Here is a 23,710-nt window from a genome sequence, read left to right on the forward strand (position 1 = left end):
GTTGTCATGAACACTGCGCAGAAGCTTCGCATCGCGGCCGAGGCGGTGCTCGCCGCGCTCAGCGCTGTCGCGCTGGTGCTGACGCTGACTGTTCCGGACTGGATCGAACGCACGACCGGCGCTTCTCCGGACGGCGGAGGCGGGGAAGCCGAATGGCTGCTGACCGCGATCGCTTGCGTGGCGACGGTTTTGTTCGCGGGGCTGGCGGCCTGGGAATGGCGGCGGTTGCGGGCGGCGTGATCGGAGGAGCGGGCATGAGCGGGCACCGGAATTCGCGGCGGTGCCCGCTCTTCGCCGGATTTTCCCGCGGAACGCCAGACGAGGATTTCGAGCTGTCCTAGGCTGATCCGGTGACTGTCTTCGAGCCGTCGTCCGTGGTCCGCCGAGCCGACCTTCCGATGTATGTGGTGGAAGACCCGCGCCACGCGGCGAGTCCCGGTGCGCGGAACACCTTCGGCGGCAGGCCGATCCTGCCCGAGGGCGAGGATTGGCCGGAGTGCTACTGCGGCGAGCGGATGGTGTTCTTCTTTCAGCTGGACGTCCCGCCGGACATCGCCCGGTTCGGCGGCGACCACCTGCTCGTGTTCCAGTGCCCGGTGCACAACGACGCGGCCTGCCCGCAAGGAGACTCGCCGCAGCTTCCGGAGCGGTACTGGGAAGATCCGCAGATTCTCGAGCATCCCGGCGCGTTCTGGCGGATCATGCTGCACCGGGACCCCGCCGCTCCGGCCGCTGCGGAGGAACGGCACCTTCTCAGCAGCGAACTCGTGCTTCGTGCGGAGTGCGAGGAGGAGACCGTGTGGCAGGCCGTCCCGCCCGTCCCTCGCGGAATGTTCACTGAACTGCGCGTCGGCCGCCGTGAGTTCAAAGTCGGCGGGCTGCCGCGGTGGCTGCAGCGTGCGGAAAACCGGCGCTGTGCGTGCGGTGCCGAAGTGGGGTTCCTGTGCGAGGTTCCGGAGCACATCGGGTTCGCGAGGCGGCCCGGTCAGCCCGAACAACCGGACACCTACGACCCCGACCGCTATCTGTTGTTCCTCGGCAACGAGGTGTATCTGTTCGCGTGCCCGGAGCATTGCCATCCGGCCGCGGTCTGGCCGGTGCTGCAGCGCTGATTCTCGGCGTCATTCCTCGTAGGCGATCGCGTACCGCGCCGCCACCGGATTGATTTTCGCCGGATCCACCGCACCGTCCGTCAGCACCGCGGGCCCGGCCTCGAACAGATCCTCCAGATAATGCTCCCACCCGCCCGGCGAGGAGATCTGCAACAGGCGCGGCGGGGGATCCGACACCGCCCGCAGCGCATGCGGCACCCCGTGCGGCAGCAGCGCGAACATCCCCTTCGTCGCGATGTGTGTCTCGTCGGCGAAGTCGATGCCCAGTTCGCCTTCGAGGACGTAGATGCATTCGTCGGCCTCGTGGTGGACGTGACGCGGGATGTCGCGGGCCAGTGTCACCTCCAGCAAGGAGAACCGGGCCTCGGTGTCGCCCGTCATCGCCTTCACCGTGAACGCGGGCGGCATCGGCACGCGGCCCGGGCGCGCCTCGCCGGGCTGGAGGAGCAGGAAACGGTCCTTCGTCATGGGGTATCCTCGCAGACGTATCGGAAGCGGAGTCCGTTTCCAGATTAGCCGGAGGAGGGCGTCGGTTGTCAACGGAGCGCAAGCCGAGGGCGGACGCGGAACGCAACCGGGCGCGGGTTCTGGAGGCGGCTCGCGCGTTGCTCGCCGAGCACGACGACGTCCAGCTGCCGGAGATCGCGCGGGCCGCCGGGGTGGGGGTCGGGACGGTGTACCGGAATTTCCCGGACCGGCGGGCGCTGGTGGAAGCGTTGGCGGAACAGCGGTTCGCCGAGATCGCGGAGTACGCGCGGAAGCGGTGCCTCGACGGGAAATCCGGGGTCAAGCGCTATCTGCGGCACGTCGGCGAGGTGCTGTCCGGGGACCGGGCGCTGTCGTCGGCCATCGAGACGGCGCGGGGGTCGGCGGGGAGCGAACCGCGCGGCGACGCCCTGGCGGAGCTGGAAACCGTGGTAGCGCAGGCGATCGAGGCGGATCAGGCGGCGGGTGTGCTGCGCGCGGACTGCACGGTAGGCGACGTGTATCTGCTGGTCGGCTGTCTGTCGTCGGTGGTCCGCACGGGGAGCGGAGACTGGCGGCGGTTTCTGGAGCTGGCGCTGGAAGGTCTGCTGCCCCCGGTCTAGTCTTCCAAGCGCATCAGATGAGATCTGAGTTCGCCGCTGTCGTGCATCGCGATCAGCACGGCGGTCATCTTCCGCACGCCGGGTTCGCGGACGATGAGGTCGTCGACGCCGGCGAAATAGCTGCCGCCGGCGCACTCGCCGGTGCTTTCCCAGCGGCGCATGATGCGGTCCACCTCGTCGAGGGTGAACATCGTCGCGCTCCACCGGGAACCGTCGGGATAGCGGACCTCGACGTCCACGTTGTCCACCTCGTCGGGGTCCTCGCCGCCGCCGACGAGGAACATCGCGTCGAAGGCCGAGGTTCGCAGGACGTAGTACGAAGAGTCCCAGCCCGCGGAGAGGATTTCGGTCGCCACGGCGGGGAAGCTTAGCGAGCCGTTCCGGAAACCGGTCCGGAACGGCTCGCTAGCAGGGGAATCAGGCGAGGTCCTCCAGCGGGACCTCGGGGTCGGCCAGCCGCTCCGGGTCCACCGTCTTGCCGGAGCGGATGAGCGCCTTGACCGGGTCGGTGACGTCCCAGACGTTGACGTTCATCCCGGCCAGGACGCGGTTCTCCTTGAGCCAGAAGGCGATGAACTCGCGCCCGGGCACGTCGCCGCGGAACACGACGCGGTCGTGGTCCTCGATGGAGCCGAGGTATTCCATGCCGAGGTCGTACTGGTCGGTGAAGAAGTACGGCAGCTCGTCGTACGACTCGTCCTCGCCGAGCATCCCGGCCGCGGCGACGGCGGGCTGGTTCAGCGCGTTCGCCCAGTGCTCGACGCGCACGTGCTTGCCGAGGAACGGGTGGTAGGCGTTCGCGACGTCGCCGGCGGCGAAGATGTCCGGGTCGCTGGTGCGCAGGCTCGCGTCGGTCACCACGCCGTTGTCGACGCGGAGCCCGGCCGCCTCGGCCAGTTCGGTGTTCGGCTTCGCGCCGATCCCGGCCAGGACGGCGTCCGCCTCGAGGACGCTGCCGTCGCTGAGCCGGATCCGCTTGCTCTGGCCGCCGTTGGTGATGTGCTCGACCTGGACGCCGAGCCGCAGGTCGACGCCGTGCGCGCGGTGCAGGTCGGCGAACACCGGGGCGACGTCCGGGCCGAGCGCGGTGATCAGCGGCAGGTCGAGCGCCTCGATGACGGTGACCTCCACCCCGGCCTGCCGCGCGGCCGCGGTCGCCTCGAGGCCGATCCAGCCTCCGCCGACGACCGCCAGTTTGGCCGCGGTGCCGAACAGTTCCTTGAGCCGGTCGGAGTCCTCGATCCGGCGCAGGTAGTAGATCCCCGCGGTGTCGGGCAGCGTGCGCGGGCTCGCGCCGGTGGCCAGCAGGAGCTTGTCGTAGCCGAGGGTGGTGCCGTCGTCGAGCGTCACCTGGTGCTCGTCCCGCGCGATCGCCGTCGCCTTGACGCCTTGGCGCAGCTCGATGTTCTTCTCGGCGTACCACGCGGCGTCGTGCACCTGGAAGCTCTCGGCCTCGGCGTTGCCCGCGAGGTAGTCCTTGGACAGCGGCGGACGCTCGTAGGGCAGGTGCCGCTCGTCGCCGACGATGGTGATTTTCCCGTCGAATCCCTTGTCGCGCAACGCTTCCGCGGCCTTGGCCCCGGCCAGTCCGGCTCCGATGATGACGAACTGTGAGGTCGGCGAGGTCGGCGAGGTCACTGAAGAACTCCTTCGATGCGGGGACGACGGGAGTACTTATATCACTAGCGAAGTTTGGTCTTATTCAGCTGCCCGGTCAAGGGCCCCTGATCAGAGGTACCCCATCGGGACTGCGCCTACCCCGGAAGGCGTTACTTCAGCCGTACCCGCCGCCGGTGTAGCCGCCCCCGCTGTACCCGCCCCCGCTGTACCCGCCGGTGCTCGGCGGCGCCGGGGCGGTCGTGATCGCGGCTCCGCCCGGCGAGACCATCCACCACAGTCCGCCGTTGAGATTCAAGCCCTGGCCGTTGGTCTGCCCAGCGGAGTGGTCTCCGAGGTACCGGTACAGCGGATGTCCGGCCAAAGTTTCCTGTTTCGACCCGTCCGGCCGGGTGATGGAGCCCAGCGCGGAGCCCTGGGCCGGTCCGGTGAGCTGGGTCCCCGCCGCGACCGGCGGCCAATAGCTCGCGCAGCTCGCGGTGCAGACGGACTGGCCGTCGTGGTCCGCGGCGAACAGATAGATCGTTTCGCCCTTGCTGTCGGTCAAATGCGTCGGTGGGGCGGGCGGCGCGGCCGTGCTCCCGCCTCCGCCGCCGCACGCGGCAGCGAGCAAGCCTGTCGCGGCGAGCAGTCCGAAAGTTCTTGCTATCGCGAGAGATCTGACCTTCATCCCAGCCTCCAGCCGTGCGTGGGTGGCGTCCTTCCTTCGACACGCGGCGGGCACCGGAACGGTTCAGCCCGATTTGTTCAGCGTCACAGCGTCTGGACTGGAGGGGACCCGGCACGTACGGTATGGCAAGCCTAACCTTAGTCACTCTCCGAGGAGGACCCATGCCAGAGCGTGTGCTCGACCGGGCCGTCCCGTTCGTGCTCGGCCTGTTCCGGATCGTCGTCGGGCTGCTGTTCGCGGCCCACGGTGCGGCGGCGCTGTTCGGGATTTTCGGCGGCGTGCCCCAGGGCGGAACGGTCGCCGCGGGCGCCTGGCCGTCCTGGTACGCGGCGGTGATCCAGCTCGGGTGCGGCCTCCTGGTCGCCTTTGGCCTGGGCACGCGAGTCGCGGCCGTGCTCGCGTCCGGCTCGATGGCGTACGCCTACTTCGTCGTCCACCAGCCGGACGGCCTGCTGCCGTTGCAGAACCACGGCGAGCCCGCGGCGATGTTCTGCTGGGCCTTCCTGCTGCTGGCCTTCACCGGACCGGGCGCGTTCGCGCTCGATGCGCTGTTCCGTTCGGGGAAGCGCTCAGACGATGCTCGCGGCGCGCGACCACTGGGCAGCGAGCCGGGCGGCGTCTTGAGCGCGGTCCAGGTCAACCCCGGCGCGAGCGACTAGCCGGAGCCGGGAGACGCCGTCCGGGACGCTCGGCGGGCGGAAGCAGCCGACGACGATATCCCGTTCGTACAGCTGGTTCGCGGCCGCGACGGCTTGCTCCGGCGAGTCGGCGGGGATCGACTGCACCGCGCCGGGTGCTCGCGAAACCCCTGCGGCATCGGCGATCGCGGCCGCGGCGCGGTGCAGTTCCTCGACCCGCGAAGGTTCGGCCGCGATGATCCGGCACGCCTCCGCCGCACTCGCGGCCGCGGCGGGGGCGAGGCCGGTGTCGAAGATGAACGTCCGCGCGGTGTTGACCAGATGTTCGCGCAGCAGCGGCGATCCCAGCACCGCACCGCCCTGTGCGCCCAGCGCCTTCGACAAGGTGGCGGTCACCGCGACGTGCGGCGCGCCCGCGAGACCGGCCGCGTGCACCGCGCCCCGTCCGTTCCCGGCGACGCCGATGCCGTGTGCTTCGTCCACCACCAGGAAGGCGTTGTACTCAGCGCACAACGCCGCGGTGCGCACAAGATCCGTGGCATCGCCGAGCACCGAATAGATCGACTCGACCACCACGATCGCCCGCTCCTGCGACCGGTCGCGCAGCAGCCGCGCGAGGACCTTCAGGTCGCCGTGCGGGCAGATCGCGACGGGGGAGCGGGACAGTCGCGCGCCGTCGATCAGCGACGCGTGGATGTGCGCGTCGGTGATCAGCAGCGTGTCCGGCGAGCCGAGTGCGGTGACGACGCCGAGATTCGCTGTGTAGCCACTGGAAAACCCGAGTGCGGCCGGTTGTCCGGTGAGGTCGGCCAGTTCGCGTTCCAGCTCCGTGTGACACGGCGTGGTGCCGGTGACGACTCGCGACGCGCCGGCCCCGGCGCCGTACTTTTCGACGGCTTGGACGGCGGCCGCGCGCAGTCGCGGATCGGTGCTGAGGCTCAGATAATCGTTGGACGCTAGGTCCAATGTGGACGCCCGCGGATGCCGTCGGTCGTCGGTCCGCCGGACGAGACCGGCGGCGTGCCGATCCCGTTCGGCGGCGGTGAGCCAGTCGTGCATCGACACCATGGCGGTCACGCGTTGGGTGCGGCGGCGGTGCCCGCTCCGCGTTCCCGCAAGGCCGGAGCCGAATGCGCGGCCTGCTGCTGCTGCTGTTCTCCGGCCCCGAGGACCTCGAAGCCGGCGTCGGCGATCATCTCGAGGTCGGCCTTCGCGGCCTGGCCTTCGCTGGTGAGGTAGTCGCCGAGGAACAGCGAGTTCACCACGTGCAGCGCGAGCGGCTGCAGCGACCGCAGGTGCATTTCGCGCCCGCCGGCCATCCGGACTTCCGTTGCCGGGCAAGCGAATCGCGCCAGCGCGAGGATCCGCAGCGCGCGCAGCGGGCTCAGCTCCCACGTCCCGGCGAGCGGGGTGCCCTCGAACGGCATCAGGAAGTTGACCGGGATCGAATCGCTGCCGAGGTCGCGCAGCGCGAAGATCGCGTCGATCAGCTCGTCGTCGGTCTCGCCCATGCCGACGATCAGGCCGGAACACGCGGAAAGCCCGGCGGACTTGGCCTTTTCGACCGTCTCGACGCGGTCGTCGTACCCGTGCGTCGTGCAGATCTCGTTGTACCGGGACTCGCTCGTGTTGAGGTTGTGGTTGTACGCGTCCACCCCGGCTTCGCGCAGCCGCTCGGCCTGGCCGTCCTTGAGCAGCCCGAGGCACGCGCACACTTCCACGTCGGCGTGCGCGGACTTCACCGCCTCGACAGCCTGGGCGACGCGGTCCACGTCGCGGTCGCTCGGCCCGCGGCCGCTGGCGACGAGGCACACCCGCGACGCGCCGCCTTGCACGCCCGCGCCGGCCTGGCGCGCCGTTTCCTCGGCGGACAGCCACGAGTACTTGAGGATCTGCGCGGACGACCCGAGCCGCTGCGAGCAGTAGCCGCAGTCCTCGGGGCACAGGCCCGATTTCAGGTTGACGAGGTAGTTGACCTTGACCTTGTTGCCGAAGTGCGCGCGCCGCAGCCGCCCGGCAGCCGCGACCAGGCCGAGTACGTCCTCGTCCGGCGCTTCCAGCACCGCGCGGGCGTCAGTTCGGTCGAGTACGCCGCCGGCGAGCTGCCGGTCGGCCAGGTCGTCGAAGGTTTTGAACACCTATCAAATCCTAGGCGGCCGATCGGCCGGAAGCAAGCGGCGGGCAGAATGAGAGGGGTGAAGGTGACGCGAGACCAGATCGTCGACCGGGCTTACGAGCTGCTGCGAGAGGCTGGGCTGAGCAGCTTGTCGATGCGGCGGGTGGCGATGGACCTTGGCGTCCAGCCGGGCGCGCTGTACTACCACGTCGCCAACAAACAGGAGCTGCTCGCGGTCGTCGCCGCGCGGATCCTGAAGGGGCTGCCGGAGGTGGCGAAGGACCCGCGCGAGGCGGCCGGGGACTTCCGCTCGGCGCTGTTGCAAGTCCGCGACGGGGCCGAGGTGGTGTCGTTCGTGCAGGCGTACCGGCCGGATCTGCTGGTGCCCACGCACGCGCTGCGCCAGCTGTTCACCGGGAAGTTCGACGAGCGGCGCGCGGAGTGGGCGGCGCGGACGGTCGTCCACTATGTACTCGGCTTCGTGGCGGAGGAGCAGAACCATGCAGAACTGGTGCGCGCCGGGATTGTCGAGGAAGATCCGGCGCACAGCGGGGATTCGGACGAGGCGTTCGGGTTCGGCATCGACGCGATCCTCAGTGGACTGTCCCGTTGACTGGAGCGGGGCCGTCGTCGTCCGGTCTGGTGTCGCGCATGGAACGGCACCAGGTCGTCATTTACCTGGCCGCGCTGGGCGTCGGCGCGCTGGCCGGCTGGCTCGCCCCGGCGGCCGGGCCCGCGCTGGAACCGGCGATCAACCCCGTCCTGGCGGCGCTGTTGTACGTCACGTTCCTGCAGGTGCCCGCCGCCGACTTGGCCCGCTCCCTGCGCGACGGCCGCTTCCTCGTCGCCGCGCTGACGGTGAACTTCGTCGTCGTGCCGCTGGTCGTCGCGGCGATGTCCGCCTTCTTCCCGGCCGGGCAGGCGCTGCGGCTGGGCATGCTGCTCGTGCTGCTGGCCCCGTGCGTGGATTACGTGATCGTCTTCAGCGGCCTGGCCGGAGGCAGCAGCCGCCGTCTGCTCGCCGCGACGCCGTTGCTGCTGCTCGCCCAGATGCTTCTGCTGCCCGGCTTGCTGTATCTCTTCCTCGGCGCGGATCTGGCGCGGGTCGTGCGGGCCGGGCCGTTCCTCGAAGCGTTCCTCGTGCTGATCGTGATTCCGCTGGCACTCGCCTGGCTCACTCAGGCGTGGGCGGCCCGGCACGCGACCGGCCGCCGGTTCGCCGACGCGGCCGGGACCGCGATGGTGCCGCTGATGGCCGCGACGCTGGCGATTGTGGTCGCGTCGCAAACCCCGAAGCTCCACGGCGGGCTCGGCCCGGTCGCGTCGGTCGTGCCGTTCTACGTGGTTTTCCTGGTGGTGATGGCGTTCGCCGGACTCGGCGTAGCGCGCCTGTCCAGAGTGGACGTTCCGGCCGGGCGGGCGATCGTCTTCACCGGCGCGACGCGGAACTCTCTGGTGGTGCTCCCGTTGGCGCTGGCGCTGCCGGACGGGTTCGCGGTCGCGCCGGTCGTGGTGGTGACGCAGACCTTGGTCGAGGTCGTCGGCATGGTTTGCTACGTCCGGCTCGTGCCCCGGCTGCTGCCGTCGGAGAGCCGGGGAAAGAGGCGCACCGGTTCTCCGCGGTCGAGTTGAGCGCGCAGGCGGGCGGCTCCGTCCGGAAGGAACGGGCTGAGTTCCGTTGCCAGTTCCCGGCAAGTGCACACGACAGTCCCGAGCACTTCGTCCAAGTCGTCGCCGCGCAACGTCCACGGCCGGGTCTGCTCGACGAACCGGTTCGCGTCGGCGATCACTTCGACCAAAGCGCCGGTGGCCGCGCGGAAGTCGAAAGCGGCGAGTGCCGTGCCGATCCGGCCGGCGAGCGCATTGACTGTCCTTAGTGGACTGGCCGGGACGATCCCGCCGGTGCGCCGGGCGAGGGTGAGCACGCGGTGCACAAGATTGCCGAGACCGTTGGCGAGTTCTTGGTCGGCGCGGGCGATCAGCCGGGCTTCGGTGAAGTCGGTGTCGCCGAGCGGGGCGACCTCGCGAAGCAGCCACCAGCGGACGGCGTCGGTGCCGTACCGGTCGACCAGGTCCGTCGGGCGGACAGTGTTGCCCGCGCTCTTGGAAATCTTCGCGCCGTCCAGGGTGAGATAGTCGTGCACGAAGATGGTGTCCGGCAGCCGTTCGCCCGCCGAGAGCAGCAACGCCGGCCAGTACACCGCGTGGAACCGCAGAATGCCTTTGCCGATCACGTGTACTCGCTCGGCTGCTTCGGCCCAGCGGGACGGGTCGGCGGTGAGATAGTTGGCGAGCGCGTCCCACCAGACGTAAATCACCTGGCCCGGGTCGCCGGGCACCGGGATGCCCCAGCCGTTCGAGCGCGCGGCGGGACGGGACACGCTGAGGTCGGACAGCCCGGCGCGGACAAACCCCAGCACCTCCCGTAGCCGGGCGGCCGGTTCGATCCGGATCCGGCCGGACTCCAGCAACTCCAGAATTTCGCTGGAGTAACGGGAAAGCCGGAAGAACCAGTTCTGCTCGGTGACTTCCTCGGGCGGGGTTTCATGCTCAGTGCAGCGTTCGTCGTCCGCGTAGAACTGTTCGCAGCCCAGGCAGTAGCGGCCGGTGTAGTCGCGCACGTAGAAGTCGCCGCGTTCGGAGCTGGCTTGCCACAGCCGCCGGACTCCTTCGCGGTGTCGGCGATCGGTGCTGGTGCGGAGGAAATCGTCGACCGCGAGCCCGAGCGGGACTCGCAGCGCAGCGAATCGTTCGGTGCCGTGGTTCACGAATTCTTGCACCGGAACGCCCGCCGCTTTCGCCGCGGTGACATTCTTGAGTGCGTTGTCGTCAGTGCCGGTGAGCAGGTGCACGTGGTTGCCGCGCAACCGCCGATGCCGGGCGAGCACGTCGGCTTGCACGAGTTCGAGCGCGTGCCCGAGATGCGGTTCCGCGTTGACGTACGGGATCGCGGTGGTGATCAGGCTGGTCATCGAGAACCCTCTCCGCCCCGGCAGACGGCGGAGGAACCCCGGCGACGGCCGGGGCTGTTCTGGTCGTGTCAGCGCACGAGGACGGGCCCCAGGTCGGGGCTCGCCATCCGTGCGGTGTGCATGCCTTCCATCGTGGACCCGCGGTGCGTTCAGGCACCACTGGTTTTCGGTCAGCGTCCGGTGCTGCCGTCGATCAGCTCGCGGAGGATGTCGGCGTGTCCCGCGTGCCGTCCGGTCTCCTCGATCATGTGCGTCAGCGCCCAGCGGACGCTCGGGCCGTCGCGGCCCGGCATCGGGGCGGCGAGATCGGGGCATTCGTCAAGGATTTCGTTGGCCCGCTTGACTGTTTCCCGGTAGCGGGCGACGACGTCGGGGACGCTGTCGCCGGTGCGGAAGGTCGACGGCCAGTTCTTGACGGTCTCGCCGAGAAACAACGACCGCTCGACGAAGGTCAGATGATTGAGCAGGCCGAGCAGATTCGTGCCGGACGGCACCGCGGCGGCGTGGGCCTCGGGCTCCGGAGCACCGTCGACCTTGGCAGCGACTGAGGTGCGGAGATAGTCGAGAAATCCGCGCAGGACTTCGGTTTCGCTGCTTCCGGTGCGGGGCGGCGGGGTGTCGCGACGGCGGGGCACAGTGGTCTCCTCGGGGTTTCAGGCGGTGCGGCGGATCAGCAGGACATGGTCGACGACCTCGGCGGTCTGGCCGTCCGGCCCGGTCGCGACCCGGGTGGGGGAGCCGGCGCGCTCGACGGTCCACCCGGCCGGGTCGAGGGCGAGGTCCGCGGCGATCTCCGCGGGGCCGGGGAAACGCGCGTCCGGGTCCTGGTTCCACGACCACGGCGCGGTCGAGCCGTGGTCCACGACCAGCAACCGGCCGCCCGGGCGCAACGCGTGGGCGGCGGTGCGCAGGACAGCCGTCCGGTCCAGTTCGAAGGGCGTCTGCAGGTAGTGAGCGGTGACGAGGTCGAATTCGCCAGCCGGGAAGCTGACCCGCAGGTCGTGCTGCACGGCGGTGATCCGCGTGCCGGCGAGGCGCTTGACCGCGACCGCCGAGATGTCGGTGGCGGTCACGTTCCAGCCGCGTCCGGCGAGCCAGCGCGCGTCGCCGCCGTTGCCGCAGCCGAGATCGAGCGCGTCGCCGGGCGGCAGGCCGGAGACGATTTCCACGAGCCGGGCGTTCGGCCGCGGGTCGGCGGGCGGCTGCGCGGCGTGCACTTCGTCCCAGAACAGGGTGGCTTCGCTGGTCATCGGTCGGCTCCTCGCGTCGGTGTGCGTCCAGGGTCGCCGGAGCGGGAGCCGGAGCGCACGCGATCTTGCCGGAACGGCAACTCCCAGCTGCCGGACAGCGCCCGAGGAGGTGACCGACGTGGTCTTCACCCATCTTCGACCGGGAAACCGAAAGGGCAGGTTCGATGTGGACCGGTCAGCGGCGACCGCGGTGCGGCAGCGGCTCGCGGCCGAACTCGAAGCGACTGGCGACGTTTTCGTGCCCGCGCACTTTCCGGAACTCGCCTCCGGGCGGTTGATCGCCGCGGCCGGGATCCGGCGGCTCGCCTGGGCTTGAACGGGAATGCCCCGCAGCGGACAGCTGCCCGGTGCGCCGCCGCGGCGGGGTTTCCCGCGACCACTCGCCAGGCTGCCGCGTCTCGCCCAGCAGGACCAGCACGTCCGGGCTCACGCCCGCGCGCACCCGCGAGGCGAGTTCCGGCGAGGTTCGCCCGAGTGCCGAGTAGACCGCGCGGACCAGGCACCTCGCCGCGTGCGGGGAACGCCTGGTGCGCAACGAGACCTCGATCAGCAGGGCCTCGCGGTCGCACGTGCGGCCCCGGCCCGGCGCGACGATGCCCAGCCGGGTTTGCTCGGCCAGAGGAAGACATCGCAGCAGGCTGTCGACGACGCAGTCGATCGCGAGCCGGTTCCGTTCCGTGCGGGGTGGGCGAGGCCCGGGCAGAATTTCCTTCCGCACCACCATGGACCATCAACTCCTGGCCGCAGAGTAGCCGATCCTGCGCGCGGCGTGACGGCACGGTTCCGTGCGACGGAAAACGATCCGGGACGGACGGTCCACTGTGGAGGGTTCAGCCGGGCGAGCCGGACAAAACGGCGAGCCGGTCGAGAGACGTGCGGATTCGTGCGGGCACGTCGCCGCGGTGCTGACCGGCCGGAACCGACAGGTGCAGCGTCGCGTGGCTCGTGCCCGCCGCGCCGGACTCGACCTGGAGCCAGCCGCCGCCGTCCGGTCCGCTCCATTCGAGCCGGAGCCGGCCGCGGCGTCCGGCCGGGGGCGCGGCGGCCGGGCCGGGCAGCCATTCGTCCAGGTGCGCGGCGTCGGCCGCGACGGCATAGACGTGCTCCGCCGTCGCGGGCATCCTTCGTCCGGCCTCGAACTCGGTCATGCCTCTGGCTGCCCGTTTCGCGGCGGCGGCAAACCGGAGAGTCCACAGTGGAGGGTCCGGCAGGCCTGCCCGGTCAGACCGCGGCGCGGAGGATCGCGTCGAGGTCGGCCGGGGTGCCGAGAGTCCGGATTTCCGGCGGGGCGAGGCAGCCGATCGTGTGGTCGTCGTCGCGCACCGCCGCCGCGAACTCGGAGACCCGGGACGCGGGCGGCACGATCGAAGGCCCGCCCAGGTAGCGGATGACGATGAGGTCTTCGCCGGAGTGCGTTTCCACGGCGGCGGCCCAGCCGTGGATCTCGTCCCACAGCAGGGCGACGTCGCGGCCGGGGTAGGCGGGCAGGTGGCCGTCGAGGGCGACGTAGGCCGACACCGGGGTGTCGTGGTCGACCGTGCAGGACTCGAGGCCGATGCCCAGTGCTCCGGTGACGTCGGCGAGGTAGTTCCACAGCCGCACGGCGGCGGGGTGCGACGGGCTGGTCTGGGCTGTGTGCAGCGGCAAGGACACGGGGACAACGCCTTTCTCGCGCGAAGGACGGGCACGGGACCGGGGTGGCCGGTTCCGTGCGGAGGGCCGCGTCCGGGCGGCGCGGCGGGGTTTCCGGTCAGCGGCCGGGACGCGCCCTGGCGGGTCCGGACCTGATTCCCGGTGACGGGGCGGAAGAAACCTGCGGAACGCGGGGAATCGGCCCGCGGGATCGGCAGGACATCCGGATTCACCTCCACCGCTCGACAGGGGACGCTCTTTTCTTCTAGCATGTCATCGAAACGATGACAACTGTCGAGTCGTCGAGAGGATGACGCGATGGCGGAGGTGGACCCCGGCCTGCTGGCCGAAGGCGTCCGGGAGGCGGTGCTGGCCGCCCGGAACGGCGGCGCGGCGGCCGACCGGTCGCTGGCCGCCCTGTCGGCGTTGCGGGCGCTGCGCGACCAGCTGGGCGAATGGGAGCCGGAACTGATCGCGGCCGCGCGCGCCGCGGGGGCGAGCTGGGCCGCGCTGGCTCCGGCGCTGGGCGTGGCGAGCAGACAGGCGGCCGAACGCCGGTACCTGCGGTTGCGGCCGTCGGCGACCGGGGAGACCACCGGCGAAGCGCGCGTCGACGCCGAACGGGACCGCCGCGCGGGAGACCGGGCGGTCGCGGACTGGGCGCGGCGCAACGCGGCGGTGCTGCGCCGGCTGGCCGCCGAGGCCAGCGCCGCGCCCGATCTGGACCCCGCCGGACAGGAAAGCGCCGACCGGCTCGGCGTGGCGCTGGGAGAGGACGATGTCACGAACCTGCTGCTGCCGCTGGCGGACGTGCGCGCGCACCTCCAGCCGCGGCACGCCGCGCTGGCCGACCGGGTCGGGGAAATCGGCGCGCACGCCGATCGGGTGCGCCGGGACGCGGCCGGGCAACGGCGCGGGCGGGCGCGATGAGCCGGGCCGGGCGTCTCGCTGGCGGTGGCGGGGGTGTGGCGGGCCGGTTCGGCGGAGCGGGTCGGGGAGTGCGCGACTTGGCAGTGTCGCGGTCGTCTTCGCTGAGCGGGACTGGTTGCGGCGCGGGCGGTTCAGGTCGGCGGTTTTGCCGGTCGGGTGTGCGTGGGTGCGGCCCGGCGGGATCGTCTCCGCTGAGCCGGACGGGCTGCGGCGCTGGCGGAGGGGGCGGGGAAGAGTCCGGCCCGGCAGCTCCGCAACCGCCCGAGCCGGGCCGGACCGACCGCCCCGCCGGGGAATCGGCTCGGCGAACACCCCGCCCGGCCGTGCCCGGACGAGGCCCGGCGGCACCGCGACCGCGCGCACTGAGCCGGACCTCTCGCCCAGGGCGCCCCCGCGCTGCCGGTTCGCGCGCGATCCGAGATCATTCCGGCGACGGCATTCGTGCGAGGCCGCCGTCGTGATGCATGCTATTCGCGGTTGAGCAGCCAGCCGCGTCCTTTTCCTGCCCGGGCACAGGAGTGCCGGGCTTCCTGAGGAGGGAAAGAGCGAATGAGTGAGCTGACCGACCCGGTGATCGACCCGCCGGGTTCGCTGTCGATCGAACGGGACGACCGCTCGCCCGCGGCGGTGCTGTCCCTGAACGGGGACCTGGACCTCGGGACCGCCCCGAAATTGACGGCCGCGGTCGCCGAAGCCGTCTCCGGGAAACCCCCGGTGCTGGTGCTGGACCTGACAGGGGTCGATTTCCTCGCGTCGGCGGGGCTGACCGTGCTGCTGGCCGCGTGCCGGGAAGCGCCGGAGGGGACCGAGGTGCGGATCGTCGCGTCCGGCCGGGCGACACTGCGGCCCATTCAGCTGACCGGGCTGGAGCAGAGCCTGCCGCTGTACCGCACGCTCGAGGAAGCGCTGGCCTCGGAGTAAGCCGGGCAAGCGCGGAGGAAGTCAGTGCGCCCCGGCCCCGGCAGTGCGTTGGAGCACCACGAGTGCGACGTCGTCCTGCGGGGGCCGGGACCCCACCATGGCGGCCATGATGCGGGCGCAGGCGCGTTCCGGGTCCTCCGGCCGGACCAGCGCGGCGAGCTGGTCCATGCCGGTGTCGACGAGCCGGTCCCGCCGTTCGACGAGACCGTCGGTGTAGAAAGCCGCGGCGGCTCCCGGCAGCAGTTCGACAGTCGTGGTGCGCCGCTGGACGGTGGCCCCGACGGTCAGGCCGACCGGCGGATCCGGCGGAGCCGGAACGAGTTCGGCCGGTTTGCCCGGCGAGGCCACGATCGGCGGCAGGTGCCCGGCGAGCGACAGCGCCATGCTCGCGTGGCCGGGTCTGAGCACGCCGTAGGCGACCGTCGCCATCACGCCGTGCTCGAAGTGGTTCGCTTTGCGGTCGAGTTTCGCGAGGACTTCCGCGGGATCGTCGCAGTCGAGCGCGTACGCGCGCAGTGCGCTGCGGAGCCGTCCCATGATGACGGCCGCGTCGAGACCGTGCCCGGACACGTCGCCCATCACGATGCCGGTCTGGTCGCCGGGGAGCCGGAAGACGTCGTACCAGTCGCCGCCGAGCCCGGTCTCCGCGCCCGGCACGTAGCGGGCGGCCAGGCTCAGGCCGTCGATGACCGGCAGGACGCCCGGCAGCAGGCTGCGCTGCAGGGCGATGGTGGCGGCCTGGTTCTGGTGCAGGATCTCCGCCTGCAGCACGGCGGCCAGCCGGTCGGCGAGCAGCCGCAGGGTTTCGATGTCGGTGGTGCTGAACCGGCGCTGCCGCACGGCTCCGATGTGCAGCACGCCGACCAGTTCGGTGCCGGCCAGCATCGGGACGCCGAGCATGGTGTGCAGGCCGCGTTCGGACAGCAGCGCGTTGAGCACCGTGGTCTTGTCGACGCGGTCGATGACGACCGGTTCCCGGCGCGCGGCGACGGCTCCGGCGAACCCCGAGCCGACCGGCATCTGGACGCCCTGGTAAACCTCCTCCTCGAGCCCGGCGGCCGCGATCGCGACGAGACGCTGCCACCGGGAGTCGTGCCGCAGCACGGTGGCGGTGTCGACGTCGAGGACGGTGCAAGCCCGGGCGAGGACCTTGGCGAGTTCCTCGCCGAGTTCGGCGTTGTTCGCCCCGGTGCCGAGGATTTCGGCGAGGCGGGTGCGCGATTCGGGCTCCGGCGCGTGAGGCGGCATGCAGCGACAGTAGCCGAACCGGCTCCGGGGTCCAGAGATGTGCGCCGACAGGTGTGAAGTCGGGCCTGTCCGGGTACGCCCGATTGGGCACCGGCGAAGTCGAGAACGAAAAGGGGACTTCCCCACGTGATGTCAAGCGGCTGCGGCGAGGGGCGGCGAAGCACGGCGGCCTTTTCCGGCACGGGACGTCCCTCGCGCTGGGTCGCGCCGCCGACGGGAGAGGGGTCTTTTTGTCCTGGTCAGCGGAAGAGGGACCGGCCGTGACCGGCCCGGGTCCGGGGGCGGCCGAGGAGCCTTGGGTGCTCGATCTGCGGGGCACCGGGGTTTCGGCGCTGCCGAAGGTGCGCGCCTGGGCGGGCAAATCGCTGGGGCATCTGTCGCCCGATCATCTCGCGGACGTCCTGATGGTGATCGAAGAACTCGCCTCCAACGCTTACGAGCACACCTCGGGTCCGTGCTACGCGCGGCTGACCGTGCTGGCGCGGCCGTGCGTCGTGGTGATCGAAGTGGACGACCCGGAGCCGGGCCGCCCGCGGGTCCGCCCGCCGGACTTCGAGCGGGCGCGCGGCCGGGGGATGCTGCTCGTCGATCGGCTCGCCGACGACTGGGGAGTGCACGAGCATTCCGGCGGCAAGACGGTCTGGGCGCGGCTCGGCTGCGGGGTGCCCGCCCGGGAGGCGTGCGAACCGTCCCGCTGACGGGCGCGGTTCAGCGGCCCTGCTGCGGGTCGGAGTCGTCGTGCTCGTCGCCGGACGTGCCCTGTTCGCCGCGGATCGTTTCGCGTTCTTCTTCCGGAGTGTCGCCGTAGACGTCGCCGGATTCGCGCGGTTCGGTCATCATTCCCGCTCCTTCCACTCGCGACCCGGGTACCCGGTGAAGGCGTCGGACACCCGGGTGTCGCCTGTGACTTCGGGTACCTCGCGGGCGAGGCGGATGGCCTAAGGGGACTGTCGGCCGGGCGGGAAATGGCCCAGGCGCGCGGAGTCGGCCTGGCGTCCGGCCGCCCGGGGCGAATCCGGGGCGGTGCGGCGGAAAACGCGGTTTGTCCTGACTGGACCGGGGTATCCGCGCGGCCCGACCGAGATGGAGGACCGCCATGACGATGACCGTGCGCACTGAAGCGGAGGCCCGGCCGCTGGGCAGAGTATTCCGGCTGCCGGGGGTCTACCGTCCGCAAGAGGACACCGCCCTTCTCGCCGGAGTACTGGCGGGGGACACGCGCATCGGGTGCGGGATGCGCTGCGCGGACCTCGGAACCGGCAGCGGCGCACTGGCGATGGCCTTGGCCCGGACCGGGGCCACGGTCGTCGCGGCGGACATTTCGATGCGGGCACTGGCTTCCGCGTGGGTGAACACCGTGCTGCGGGCTTTGCCGATCGGCCTGATCCGGGGCGGGCTCGGCGAGGCGGCCGCGGCCGGGCCGTACGACGTCGTTGTCGCCAACCCTCCGTACGTGCCTTCCCCGACACCGGTCGTCCGCTCGACTCGCGCGTGGGACGCAGGTCCGGACGGGCGCGCGATGCTGGACCCGTTGTGCGCGGCCGCCCCTTCGCTGCTGACTCGGACCGGCGCGCTGTATCTGGTGCAGTCGACGATGTCCGATGTGGACAAGACCCGCTTCGCGCTGGCCGCGGGCGGGCTGCGCAGCGAGGTGCTGGCGCGGGCGGAAGTGCCGTTCGGGCCGGTGGTGTCCGGACGGCTGGACTACCTGACTGAGCACGGGTTCGTGCGGCCCGGCGACCGTTCGGAGGAACTGGTGGTGCTCCGTGCCGCGCGATGAACGCTGGGTCCGGGTGGTGCCGGGCGGGCCGGTACTGGTGGAGGGGCCGGTCGAAGTGTCCACTCCGGACGGGCGCACGGAGCGGTCGGACCGGTTCGTCGTCGCGGTGTGCGCTTGCCGGCGCAGCAAGCGGTTCCCGTGGTGCGACACGAGTCATCGGAAGCGGGTTCGCGGCCAGGGCGATGGCTGACCGAGGCGCCGGCCCGGTTCGCGGGAACTCGGGCCGGTGCCGTTGCGCGGTCAGGGCAGGGGCTGGCGCAGCGACGACAGCCCGGCTTGCCAGCAGCCGAGCAGGTGCTGGTCCAATTGCGCCTCCAGGAACCCGGTGGCCTGGATGCCGAGCACGACGTCCGCCGCCAGTTCCGGTTCCTGCGCCAGCAGGCCGCCGACGACCTCGTGCCGCATGACCTGTTCGTGCACCGCGTCGGCCTCGATGTGTTCGGTGTAGAAGAAGCGGCAGGCCCCGGGCGCGTCCAGGCGGCGCAGGATCCGGTCCATCCGCTGCGCGGCCGGGGCGGTGGTGATCTCGGCGGCGGCGAAGTGCCCGACCAGCGCCCCGCGCGAAGCCCGGTGCAGGCCGAACATCGACATCATGTTGACCAGCGCGAGCATCGGGCCGGGGACGTGCTCCAGCAGGGCGAGGTAGCCGTCCGGCAGCCCGGCCGCCGCGAGCAGGTCCGCGAACAGCGCGGCGTGCACCCGGTCGGCGTGCCCGCCGCCGAACTCGTCGAATTCGACCGCCACCAGTCCCGCCTTCGCCGCGCCGGACAGTCTCGGGATGACCCACGCGTGCGGATCGGCTTCCTTGAGGTGGTAGACCGAACGGTGCGCGAACAGTTCCCGCACGTGCCACCATTCTCCCTCGGCCAGCAGAAAACCGATCGCCCCGGAGGCGTCCGACTCGGTGAGCAGCGCGTCGAGTTCGGTGTCCACATCGGAGCCGCCCGGTACCGCGTCGCGCAAGGCGGAGCGGAAGGAGTTTTCGAGCTGGGCCCGTACCCCCAGCAGCCCGGTGTCCCACTCGCGTTCCGCGGCGACGCCGGGCAGCCCGCGGTAGTGCAGTTCGTAGCAGAGATGCAGGGCGAGGTGGAGGTCGTCGCCGAACGGGTCGGCGTCGCGGACGTCGAGGGCGGGCTCGCGGTCCGGTTCGCGCAGGATTTCCAGCAACGCGGCGGAGACTGGCCCACGAACTGTCGGCAGTGCGGTGAGGGAGGTCGTCATTGCCCCCGGGTACCCGCCTGAAGCGGCGTCACGCGTGGGACGGTGCGCGCGGCGATCATCGCGACCGCCGCCTCCGGCCCGGCTTTCCGTTGCGCGGCCGAGCCACTGCCTTCGCGCAGAACGGCACGGACGAGCCGGTGGGCGAGTTCGTGGTCCCCGGCCGCGCGGAGGGCGGGTCCGGCGTAGCGGAGCAGATCGGCGATGGCTTCGGCGGCGGGCAGCGGTCTCGCCCGCACCGGGTCGACGAGGGCGCCGGTGAGGCCGTGCCGCGTCGCCGCCCACACCGCCGCCGAACCGATCTGCGGATCGATCGCGGGGGCCGGGACGCCTCGGTCGAGGTCGGCCAGCGCGGCGGCGACGAGTGCGCGCGACAGCACTGCCTGGACGAGCGCGCCGTCGACGGTCAGCGGCACGTCGGCGACACGCAGTTCCACCGTCGGATACCGGGGCGAAGGCCAGGCGAGCCAGAACGTCTGCTCGCGATCCACCAACGCTCCGCAGGCCACCAGAGCATCGACCAGACGCGCGTGCTCGGCGTGCGAATCCGTGCGCGGCGAGAGCCCGGAGCCGGGAAAACGGGTCTGCTGAGCCATTCGCCAGCTGTGCAGGCCGGTGTCCCGGCCGCGGTCGAACGGGGAGTTGGCCGACAGCGCGAGCAACGCCGGGAGCCAGCGCGCGAGGTGATTCACGACGGCTACCGCGGTGTCCGCGTCCGGGACCCCGACGTGCACGTGACAGCCGCAAACCTCGTAATCGGCGGTCAGATCGCCGTAATGCGCGTCGATCCGGGCGTAGCGGTCCGGCGGTCGCGGGTCGGCGGGGGAGCGGAGTGGGCCGACCGGGCTCCCGGTCGCCAGTAGCGCGCAGCCGGCGTCGGCCGCGGCCCGGGAGAGCGCCAGCCGGCCGCGGCACAGCTGGTCGTACAGCTGCGCCGCGGTCGTGCAGACGCCGGTGGCGTGTTCCACCTGGGTCGCGCGCAGTTCCCGGTGCACGGCCGCGCCGTCCGCGAGCCGTCCGACGCTGCCGAGCACCTCGTCCGCGACAGGCATCGGGCGACCGTTTTCCGGGGCCGCGAGCAGGAATTCTTCCTCGACGCCGAGCGTCGGTACGTCCATCGGGACCTCCCGGACCCGGATACCCACGCTGGCGCTGGGCAATCGGGGCCGGTCCTTTCCGGACGGTGCGGACCGGCGTTTCTCCCGTACCTCGGCGGGTACCCGGCGAAACGGCTGCCGCGGGAAACGCGCGGGGGCGCGGTGACACCGGGTTTTCGCGCGTGCGTCCGGAAAAGCTCGGTGCTCAGGCGTGGAACCGCGTGGTCTCGGCGAGCGGGGCCCGGCCGACCGTGATCCGGTTGACCGGCGCGGCGGAATCGGCGTAGCCGAACGAAATCCCGAACAGCAGTTTCCCGCCGTCGAGGCCGAGCGTTTCCCGGACAGTGTCCGCGTAGAAGCTCAGCAACCCTTGCGGGCAGCTGGAAACTCCGTGCGCCTGCATGGCCAGCAGCAAGGTCTGGCCGTACATCCCGACGTCCGCCGCGAGCCGGGCTTCGGCGGTGTCCGGCGCGAACAGCAGCGCGACGTGCGGGGCGCCGTAGAAGCGCAGGCTTTCGGCGTCGTAGGCGGCGCGTGCTTCGTGGTCGTCGAACCCGATCCGCAGGGCGCCGTACAACGCACCGCCCGCCGCGGCCCGGCGCTCTTGGTGCACGGCTTCGTAAATGTCTTCGCTGTACGGGAAATCGACCGACCGGCGGCCTTCTTCGTGCGCGGCGACCAGTGCGTCGGCGAGCTGGTCCCGCTTCGCCCCGCTGACGACCTCGACCTGCCACGGCTGGGCGTTGGAATTGGACGGCGCCGCGGCGGCGAGGTCGAAGATCTCGCGCAGCGTGCCGTCCGGAACGGGGTCGGGCCGGAACGACCGGGTCGCGCGCCGTCCGCGGATCAGGGTCGCGGCGGCGTCGGCGAGTTCGGGCATCGGGAGCAGCTCCTTAGGTAAACGCTTTCGTGTACCTAAGTACGGTAGCAGGCTGCCCCGGCTTAAGTAAACGTTTCTGTACACTTGGGCGCATGGTCGAGGAGAAAGCCCGCCGGGCCGGTCGCGGGGGACGCGAGCGCGTGCTGGCGGCCGCCGCGGACCTGTTCGCCCGCCACGGCATCGCCGGCACGACGATGGAGCAGATCGCGGCCGCCGCCCCGGTGTCGAAGCGGACGCTGTACCTGCATTTCCCGGTCAAGGACGAGCTGGTCGTCGCCTATCTGCGGGATCTGGTCCGCTCCGGCGACACCCTGCACGACGTGCTGACCCGCGCGGATCTCCCGCCGCGGCAACGGCTTCTGGCGATGTTCGACCTGCCGGAGTCCGAACCGGTGCGCGGCTGCCTGTTCGTGGACGCGGCGGCGGAGTACCCGGATCCGGGCAGCGCGGTGCACGCCTACGCGCGGGAACAGAAGCTGCTGATGCTCCGGCTGGTCTCCGACCTGGTCGCGGAGCTGGGGGCGGCCGAGCCCGAGACGCTCGCCGAGCAGCTGGTCACGCTGGCCGACGGAGCCGCGAGCCGGGCGATGGTCCTGGGCGATCCTGGCTACGGCCGTCACGCGCGAGCTGCGGCCGAGGTGCTGCTGGAGCGCGCTCTCGGCTGACGGGCTCCCTTGTGGACGGTCTCGGCCGTCCACAAGGGACTCGGGGGCCAGGGAAGGGCGGGCAAGGGCGGAGCCTGGGGTTGCGACCGCCCTTGCCCGAACCGGCCGGGAGGGTCTGACCCGGCCGGTTCGTCCCCCTTGGCGTCGGTCCCACCCTCCCGGCGGACTCGACGCACCGTGGAGGACGCTGCCCGGAAGGTATGGAACGAAGCTGGAACGCTGCTGGAATTCGCAGGTCAGCGGGTTGCGGGGCGGTCGGTGAGCGGGACTTCGCGGACGAGGCACGCGGCCGCCAGCGCGAGGAGCGCGACGACGAGCGTCGCGGCGGCGACCGCGTGCAGCCCGTCAGTCACCCCGGTCGGTGCCGCTCCGCCCCGGGCCAGTGCGCCGGCGTACAGCGAACCGAACAGGGCCGCGCCGATGCCGCTGCCGAGTGTCCGCGTCAGCGAGCCCATGCCCAGCGCGGCGCCGAGATCGCGGGGCTCGACGCTCAGCCGGGTGATCAGGATCGTGTTCTGGATCAGGCAGCCGAGCCCGGCCCCGAGCGGCAGCCCGACCAGCGACGCGAGCAGCGGATCGGTGTCCGGTCCGAGGAAGCAGACCCCAGCTGTGCCGATCGCGACGCAGGCGCTGCCGGCGATCGGCAGGATCCGGAAGCGGCCGGTGCGGCGGATGTATCGCGAACTTCCGTTCATCACCGCGACCATCCCGGCGGTCATCGGGATCAGCAGCAACCCGCTGAGCGACGGCGGCACTCCGCGCGCGTTCTGGAAGTACAGCGGGAGGAAGGTGACCGTCGCGACCATGGTGACGTTGAAGGCGAAGCCGAGCACCTGCGCGAGGGTGAAATTGCGGGTGCGGAACATCCGGAACGGGACGAGCGGCTCGGGACAGCGGCGTTCCACGAAGACGAACGCGGTCAGCGCGGCGACCGCCGCGGCGCACAGCCCGAGGATCGCCGGCGAGTTCCAGGCGTAGCGCGTGCCGGCCCAGCTGGTGACGAGAGTGAGGCTGACGACCGCGGCGACCAGCAAAACCGTTCCGCCGTAATCGATTCGCGCTTTCCCGCTCTTCGGCGGCAGCTGGACGCCGATGGCTGTCCCGAGGAGACACAGCAGCCCGAACGGCACGTTGACGTAGAAGATCCAACGCCAGCCGAGCGCGTCGGTGAGGAAGCCGCCGATCAGCGGGCCGCCGACGAGGGACAGGCCCAGCAGCAGACCGGTCCAGCTCGAGATCCGCGTGGATTCCTTGGGCGGCACCAGAACCTGGACCATCGCCATCGCCCCGACGAGCAGCCCGCCGGCTCCGATGCCTTGCAGGGCACGGAAACCGATCAGCGCGCCCATGCCCGGGGCCAGTCCGCACAACATCGAACCGGCCAGGAAGACCGCCACCGGCAGCAGGAACATCGCCTTGCGGTCGAACTGGTCGCTGAGCTTGCCCCAGACCTGGGTGGACGCCGCGATCGCCAGCGCGTAGGCGGTGATGATCCAGGTCATCGACCCCGGGCCGCCGAGATCCCCGGCGATGCTGGGCAGGGCGGTGGCCACGATGTAGCTGTCGAGCATGCCCAGCGTCATGCCGGACAACGCCCCGGCGATGCCGATCTTGACACGCCGGGTGAACGGGCTGGTTTCTTCCGGCGCGGCGGTTCTCGGCATGACTGGACGTCCTCCCCCGGGGTGATGTGCCCCAAGGTAGCCGAGAAAATGCCCACTAGGCAACTTTGCCCTGTGGGCATTCAGGTGAAGTCCGTGAAGGGCTCCTTGAGGGAATCAGATTCCCTCAAGGGGCCCTTCACGGACTTCGGGGGTCGGCGTGGGGCCCGTGCTGGGCTGGGCGGGTTTCAGCCGCAGTTCGCTCAGTTCGACCG

The 23,710-nt window shown here is 71.2% G+C and carries 30 protein-coding genes; 12 read left to right on the plus strand and 18 right to left on the minus strand.

Annotated elements, in window-relative coordinates:
• Positions 1 to 6 precede the first annotated feature (6 nt).
• Entirely contained in the window at positions 7 to 240 is a 234-nt protein-coding gene (locus ACWGIC_RS32875; protein WP_452079795.1) for a hypothetical protein, read from the plus strand.
• Between the two features lie 110 nt (positions 241 to 350).
• Positions 351 to 1,112, plus strand: a complete 762-nt coding sequence (locus ACWGIC_RS32880) for a hypothetical protein (RefSeq protein ID WP_452079796.1) — start codon at positions 351 to 353, stop codon at positions 1,110 to 1,112.
• A 9-nt stretch (positions 1,113 to 1,121) separates the two neighbouring features.
• Here the strand turns inward: ACWGIC_RS32880 and ACWGIC_RS32885 are convergent, their stop codons facing one another.
• On the minus strand, positions 1,122 to 1,580 hold the full coding sequence (locus tag ACWGIC_RS32885) for a cupin domain-containing protein (protein ID WP_452079797.1): 459 nt from the start codon (positions 1,578 to 1,580) through the stop codon (positions 1,122 to 1,124).
• A gap of 65 nt (positions 1,581 to 1,645) precedes the next feature.
• Between ACWGIC_RS32885 and ACWGIC_RS32890 the strand changes: the two genes are divergently transcribed.
• Complete coding sequence (locus ACWGIC_RS32890; RefSeq protein ID WP_452079798.1) at positions 1,646 to 2,200, plus strand: TetR/AcrR family transcriptional regulator; 555 nt, start codon at positions 1,646 to 1,648, stop codon at positions 2,198 to 2,200.
• Here the strand turns inward: ACWGIC_RS32890 and ACWGIC_RS32895 are convergent.
• From ACWGIC_RS32895 to ACWGIC_RS32905, 3 genes are all read right to left on the minus strand, one after another.
• The gene (locus tag ACWGIC_RS32895; protein ID WP_452079799.1) at positions 2,197 to 2,556 is read right to left on the minus strand and encodes a hypothetical protein; all 360 of its coding nucleotides are present in this window, start codon (positions 2,554 to 2,556) and stop codon (positions 2,197 to 2,199) included. The two genes, ACWGIC_RS32890 and ACWGIC_RS32895, sit on opposite strands and share 4 nt — an antisense overlap.
• A 61-nt stretch (positions 2,557 to 2,617) precedes the next feature.
• Positions 2,618 to 3,838 (minus strand): NAD(P)/FAD-dependent oxidoreductase, encoded by a 1,221-nt coding sequence (locus ACWGIC_RS32900; protein ID WP_452079800.1) that lies wholly within the window; start codon positions 3,836 to 3,838, stop codon positions 2,618 to 2,620.
• A gap of 136 nt (positions 3,839 to 3,974) precedes the next feature.
• Positions 3,975 to 4,487, minus strand: coding sequence for a COG4315 family predicted lipoprotein (locus tag ACWGIC_RS32905; protein ID WP_452079801.1), 513 nt, complete (start codon positions 4,485 to 4,487; stop codon positions 3,975 to 3,977).
• Between the two features lie 161 nt (positions 4,488 to 4,648).
• On the opposite strand from ACWGIC_RS32905, the gene ACWGIC_RS32910 reads away from it, so the two are divergent.
• The gene (locus ACWGIC_RS32910; RefSeq protein ID WP_452079802.1) at positions 4,649 to 5,146 is read left to right on the plus strand and encodes a DoxX family protein; all 498 of its coding nucleotides are present in this window, start codon (positions 4,649 to 4,651) and stop codon (positions 5,144 to 5,146) included.
• Here the strand turns inward: ACWGIC_RS32910 and ACWGIC_RS32915 are convergent.
• Both ACWGIC_RS32915 and bioB read right to left on the minus strand, forming a co-directional pair.
• Complete coding sequence (locus ACWGIC_RS32915) at positions 5,057 to 6,193, minus strand: 8-amino-7-oxononanoate synthase (RefSeq protein ID WP_452079823.1); 1,137 nt, start codon at positions 6,191 to 6,193, stop codon at positions 5,057 to 5,059. The genes ACWGIC_RS32910 and ACWGIC_RS32915 overlap by 90 nt on opposite strands.
• 5 nt (positions 6,194 to 6,198) lie before the next feature.
• Positions 6,199 to 7,263 (minus strand): biotin synthase BioB, encoded by a 1,065-nt coding sequence (gene bioB, locus ACWGIC_RS32920; protein ID WP_452079803.1) that lies wholly within the window; start codon positions 7,261 to 7,263, stop codon positions 6,199 to 6,201.
• A 48-nt stretch (positions 7,264 to 7,311) separates the two neighbouring features.
• Here bioB and ACWGIC_RS32925 point away from each other — a divergent pair, with 48 nt between their 5' ends.
• Both ACWGIC_RS32925 and ACWGIC_RS32930 read left to right on the plus strand, forming a co-directional pair.
• Positions 7,312 to 7,854 (plus strand): TetR family transcriptional regulator, encoded by a 543-nt coding sequence (locus tag ACWGIC_RS32925; RefSeq protein ID WP_452079804.1) that lies wholly within the window; start codon positions 7,312 to 7,314, stop codon positions 7,852 to 7,854.
• 38 nt (positions 7,855 to 7,892) lie between these two features.
• Entirely contained in the window at positions 7,893 to 8,873 is a 981-nt protein-coding gene (locus ACWGIC_RS32930) for a bile acid:sodium symporter (protein WP_452079805.1), read from the plus strand.
• On the opposite strand, the gene ACWGIC_RS32935 is transcribed toward ACWGIC_RS32930, so the two are convergent.
• The 6 genes from ACWGIC_RS32935 to ACWGIC_RS32960 all read right to left on the minus strand — a co-directional run bounded on the left by ACWGIC_RS32935 (position 8,795) and on the right by ACWGIC_RS32960 (position 13,110).
• Entirely contained in the window at positions 8,795 to 10,213 is a 1,419-nt protein-coding gene (locus tag ACWGIC_RS32935; RefSeq protein ID WP_452079806.1) for a methionine--tRNA ligase, read from the minus strand. The genes ACWGIC_RS32930 and ACWGIC_RS32935 overlap by 79 nt on opposite strands.
• Before the next feature lie 170 nt (positions 10,214 to 10,383).
• Positions 10,384 to 10,848 (minus strand): DinB family protein, encoded by a 465-nt coding sequence (locus ACWGIC_RS32940; RefSeq protein WP_452079807.1) that lies wholly within the window; start codon positions 10,846 to 10,848, stop codon positions 10,384 to 10,386.
• An 18-nt stretch (positions 10,849 to 10,866) separates the two neighbouring features.
• Positions 10,867 to 11,463: a class I SAM-dependent methyltransferase gene (locus tag ACWGIC_RS32945; protein ID WP_452079808.1), complete on the minus strand. Its 597-nt coding sequence runs from the start codon at positions 11,461 to 11,463 to the stop codon at positions 10,867 to 10,869.
• 175 nt (positions 11,464 to 11,638) lie between these two features.
• Positions 11,639 to 12,187 (minus strand): DUF2267 domain-containing protein, encoded by a 549-nt coding sequence (locus ACWGIC_RS32950; RefSeq protein WP_452079809.1) that lies wholly within the window; start codon positions 12,185 to 12,187, stop codon positions 11,639 to 11,641.
• Positions 12,188 to 12,293: 106 nt separating this feature from the next.
• The gene (locus ACWGIC_RS32955) at positions 12,294 to 12,611 is read right to left on the minus strand and encodes an SRPBCC family protein (RefSeq protein ID WP_452079810.1); all 318 of its coding nucleotides are present in this window, start codon (positions 12,609 to 12,611) and stop codon (positions 12,294 to 12,296) included.
• A 73-nt stretch (positions 12,612 to 12,684) separates the two neighbouring features.
• A complete protein-coding gene (locus tag ACWGIC_RS32960) occupies positions 12,685 to 13,110 on the minus strand; it encodes a DUF6292 family protein (protein ID WP_452079824.1) in 426 nt (141 codons plus the stop codon).
• Between the two features lie 303 nt (positions 13,111 to 13,413).
• On the opposite strand from ACWGIC_RS32960, the gene ACWGIC_RS32965 reads away from it, so the two are divergent.
• Positions 13,414 to 14,025: an HSP18 transcriptional regulator gene (locus ACWGIC_RS32965; protein ID WP_452079811.1), complete on the plus strand. Its 612-nt coding sequence runs from the start codon at positions 13,414 to 13,416 to the stop codon at positions 14,023 to 14,025.
• 549 nt (positions 14,026 to 14,574) lie between these two features.
• The gene (locus tag ACWGIC_RS32970) at positions 14,575 to 14,946 is read left to right on the plus strand and encodes an STAS domain-containing protein (RefSeq protein ID WP_452079812.1); all 372 of its coding nucleotides are present in this window, start codon (positions 14,575 to 14,577) and stop codon (positions 14,944 to 14,946) included.
• 21 nt (positions 14,947 to 14,967) lie between these two features.
• Here ACWGIC_RS32970 and ACWGIC_RS32975 read toward each other — a convergent pair whose 3' ends face one another.
• Positions 14,968 to 16,194 carry a PP2C family protein-serine/threonine phosphatase gene (locus ACWGIC_RS32975; RefSeq protein ID WP_452079813.1) on the minus strand — a complete coding sequence of 409 codons (1,227 nt, stop codon included), beginning with the start codon at positions 16,192 to 16,194 and terminating at the stop codon, positions 14,968 to 14,970.
• Between the two features lie 299 nt (positions 16,195 to 16,493).
• On the opposite strand from ACWGIC_RS32975, the gene ACWGIC_RS32980 reads away from it, so the two are divergent.
• The gene (locus tag ACWGIC_RS32980; RefSeq protein WP_452079814.1) at positions 16,494 to 16,892 is read left to right on the plus strand and encodes an ATP-binding protein; all 399 of its coding nucleotides are present in this window, start codon (positions 16,494 to 16,496) and stop codon (positions 16,890 to 16,892) included.
• 10 nt (positions 16,893 to 16,902) lie between these two features.
• Here the strand turns inward: ACWGIC_RS32980 and ACWGIC_RS32985 are convergent, their stop codons facing one another.
• Positions 16,903 to 17,034, minus strand: a complete 132-nt coding sequence (locus ACWGIC_RS32985; RefSeq protein ID WP_452079815.1) for a hypothetical protein — start codon at positions 17,032 to 17,034, stop codon at positions 16,903 to 16,905.
• 256 nt (positions 17,035 to 17,290) lie between these two features.
• Here ACWGIC_RS32985 and ACWGIC_RS32990 point away from each other — a divergent pair, with 256 nt between their 5' ends.
• Both ACWGIC_RS32990 and ACWGIC_RS32995 read left to right on the plus strand, forming a co-directional pair.
• Positions 17,291 to 17,974: a methyltransferase gene (locus ACWGIC_RS32990; RefSeq protein WP_452079816.1), complete on the plus strand. Its 684-nt coding sequence runs from the start codon at positions 17,291 to 17,293 to the stop codon at positions 17,972 to 17,974.
• Complete coding sequence (locus ACWGIC_RS32995; RefSeq protein ID WP_452079817.1) at positions 17,961 to 18,164, plus strand: CDGSH iron-sulfur domain-containing protein; 204 nt, start codon at positions 17,961 to 17,963, stop codon at positions 18,162 to 18,164. Before ACWGIC_RS32990 ends, ACWGIC_RS32995 begins: the two co-directional genes overlap by 14 nt.
• Before the next feature lie 50 nt (positions 18,165 to 18,214).
• Here the strand turns inward: ACWGIC_RS32995 and ACWGIC_RS33000 are convergent, their stop codons facing one another.
• The 3 genes from ACWGIC_RS33000 to ACWGIC_RS33010 all read right to left on the minus strand — a co-directional run bounded on the left by ACWGIC_RS33000 (position 18,215) and on the right by ACWGIC_RS33010 (position 21,169).
• The gene (locus tag ACWGIC_RS33000; RefSeq protein WP_452079818.1) at positions 18,215 to 19,195 is read right to left on the minus strand and encodes an iron-containing redox enzyme family protein; all 981 of its coding nucleotides are present in this window, start codon (positions 19,193 to 19,195) and stop codon (positions 18,215 to 18,217) included.
• Complete coding sequence (locus tag ACWGIC_RS33005) at positions 19,192 to 20,310, minus strand: carboxylate-amine ligase (protein ID WP_452079819.1); 1,119 nt, start codon at positions 20,308 to 20,310, stop codon at positions 19,192 to 19,194. Before ACWGIC_RS33005 ends, ACWGIC_RS33000 begins: the two co-directional genes overlap by 4 nt.
• Positions 20,311 to 20,494: 184 nt before the next feature.
• Positions 20,495 to 21,169 (minus strand): nitroreductase, encoded by a 675-nt coding sequence (locus ACWGIC_RS33010; RefSeq protein WP_452079820.1) that lies wholly within the window; start codon positions 21,167 to 21,169, stop codon positions 20,495 to 20,497.
• Between the two features lie 92 nt (positions 21,170 to 21,261).
• Between ACWGIC_RS33010 and ACWGIC_RS33015 the strand changes: the two genes are divergently transcribed.
• Positions 21,262 to 21,834: a TetR/AcrR family transcriptional regulator gene (locus ACWGIC_RS33015; RefSeq protein ID WP_452079821.1), complete on the plus strand. Its 573-nt coding sequence runs from the start codon at positions 21,262 to 21,264 to the stop codon at positions 21,832 to 21,834.
• Between the two features lie 236 nt (positions 21,835 to 22,070).
• Here the strand turns inward: ACWGIC_RS33015 and ACWGIC_RS33020 are convergent, their stop codons facing one another.
• The gene (locus ACWGIC_RS33020; RefSeq protein WP_452079822.1) at positions 22,071 to 23,498 is read right to left on the minus strand and encodes an MFS transporter; all 1,428 of its coding nucleotides are present in this window, start codon (positions 23,496 to 23,498) and stop codon (positions 22,071 to 22,073) included.
• Between the last annotated feature and the right edge of the window lie 212 nt (positions 23,499 to 23,710).

Source organism: Amycolatopsis sp. NPDC054798, from assembly GCF_053611505.1.

Excerpts from the sequence above, each read along its gene's own strand:
- ACWGIC_RS32925 (WP_452079804.1), top strand. The coding sequence starts at position 7,312 with ATGAGAGGGGTGAAGGTGACGCGAGACCAGATCGTCGACCGGGCTTAC.
- ACWGIC_RS32950 (WP_452079809.1), bottom strand. The coding sequence starts at position 12,187 with ATGGTGGTGCGGAAGGAAATTCTGCCCGGGCCTCGCCCACCCCGCACG.
- ACWGIC_RS32905 (WP_452079801.1), bottom strand. The coding sequence starts at position 4,487 with ATGAAGGTCAGATCTCTCGCGATAGCAAGAACTTTCGGACTGCTCGCC.
- ACWGIC_RS32910 (WP_452079802.1), top strand. The coding sequence starts at position 4,649 with ATGCCAGAGCGTGTGCTCGACCGGGCCGTCCCGTTCGTGCTCGGCCTG.
- ACWGIC_RS32970 (WP_452079812.1), top strand. The coding sequence starts at position 14,575 with ATGAGTGAGCTGACCGACCCGGTGATCGACCCGCCGGGTTCGCTGTCG.
- ACWGIC_RS32935 (WP_452079806.1), bottom strand. The coding sequence starts at position 10,213 with ATGACCAGCCTGATCACCACCGCGATCCCGTACGTCAACGCGGAACCG.
- ACWGIC_RS32985 (WP_452079815.1), bottom strand. The coding sequence starts at position 17,034 with ATGATGACCGAACCGCGCGAATCCGGCGACGTCTACGGCGACACTCCG.
- ACWGIC_RS32885 (WP_452079797.1), bottom strand. The coding sequence starts at position 1,580 with ATGACGAAGGACCGTTTCCTGCTCCTCCAGCCCGGCGAGGCGCGCCCG.
- ACWGIC_RS32975 (WP_452079813.1), bottom strand. The coding sequence starts at position 16,194 with ATGCCGCCTCACGCGCCGGAGCCCGAATCGCGCACCCGCCTCGCCGAA.
- ACWGIC_RS32990 (WP_452079816.1), top strand. The coding sequence starts at position 17,291 with ATGACGATGACCGTGCGCACTGAAGCGGAGGCCCGGCCGCTGGGCAGA.
- ACWGIC_RS32915 (WP_452079823.1), bottom strand. The coding sequence starts at position 6,193 with ATGGTGTCGATGCACGACTGGCTCACCGCCGCCGAACGGGATCGGCAC.
- ACWGIC_RS32875 (WP_452079795.1), top strand. The coding sequence starts at position 7 with ATGAACACTGCGCAGAAGCTTCGCATCGCGGCCGAGGCGGTGCTCGCC.
- ACWGIC_RS33020 (WP_452079822.1), bottom strand. The coding sequence starts at position 23,498 with ATGCCGAGAACCGCCGCGCCGGAAGAAACCAGCCCGTTCACCCGGCGT.
- ACWGIC_RS33000 (WP_452079818.1), bottom strand. The coding sequence starts at position 19,195 with ATGACGACCTCCCTCACCGCACTGCCGACAGTTCGTGGGCCAGTCTCC.
- ACWGIC_RS32955 (WP_452079810.1), bottom strand. The coding sequence starts at position 12,611 with ATGACCGAGTTCGAGGCCGGACGAAGGATGCCCGCGACGGCGGAGCAC.
- ACWGIC_RS33015 (WP_452079821.1), top strand. The coding sequence starts at position 21,262 with ATGGTCGAGGAGAAAGCCCGCCGGGCCGGTCGCGGGGGACGCGAGCGC.
- ACWGIC_RS32930 (WP_452079805.1), top strand. The coding sequence starts at position 7,893 with ATGGAACGGCACCAGGTCGTCATTTACCTGGCCGCGCTGGGCGTCGGC.
- ACWGIC_RS32965 (WP_452079811.1), top strand. The coding sequence starts at position 13,414 with ATGGCGGAGGTGGACCCCGGCCTGCTGGCCGAAGGCGTCCGGGAGGCG.
- ACWGIC_RS33010 (WP_452079820.1), bottom strand. The coding sequence starts at position 21,169 with ATGCCCGAACTCGCCGACGCCGCCGCGACCCTGATCCGCGGACGGCGC.
- ACWGIC_RS33005 (WP_452079819.1), bottom strand. The coding sequence starts at position 20,310 with ATGGACGTACCGACGCTCGGCGTCGAGGAAGAATTCCTGCTCGCGGCC.
- ACWGIC_RS32945 (WP_452079808.1), bottom strand. The coding sequence starts at position 11,463 with ATGACCAGCGAAGCCACCCTGTTCTGGGACGAAGTGCACGCCGCGCAG.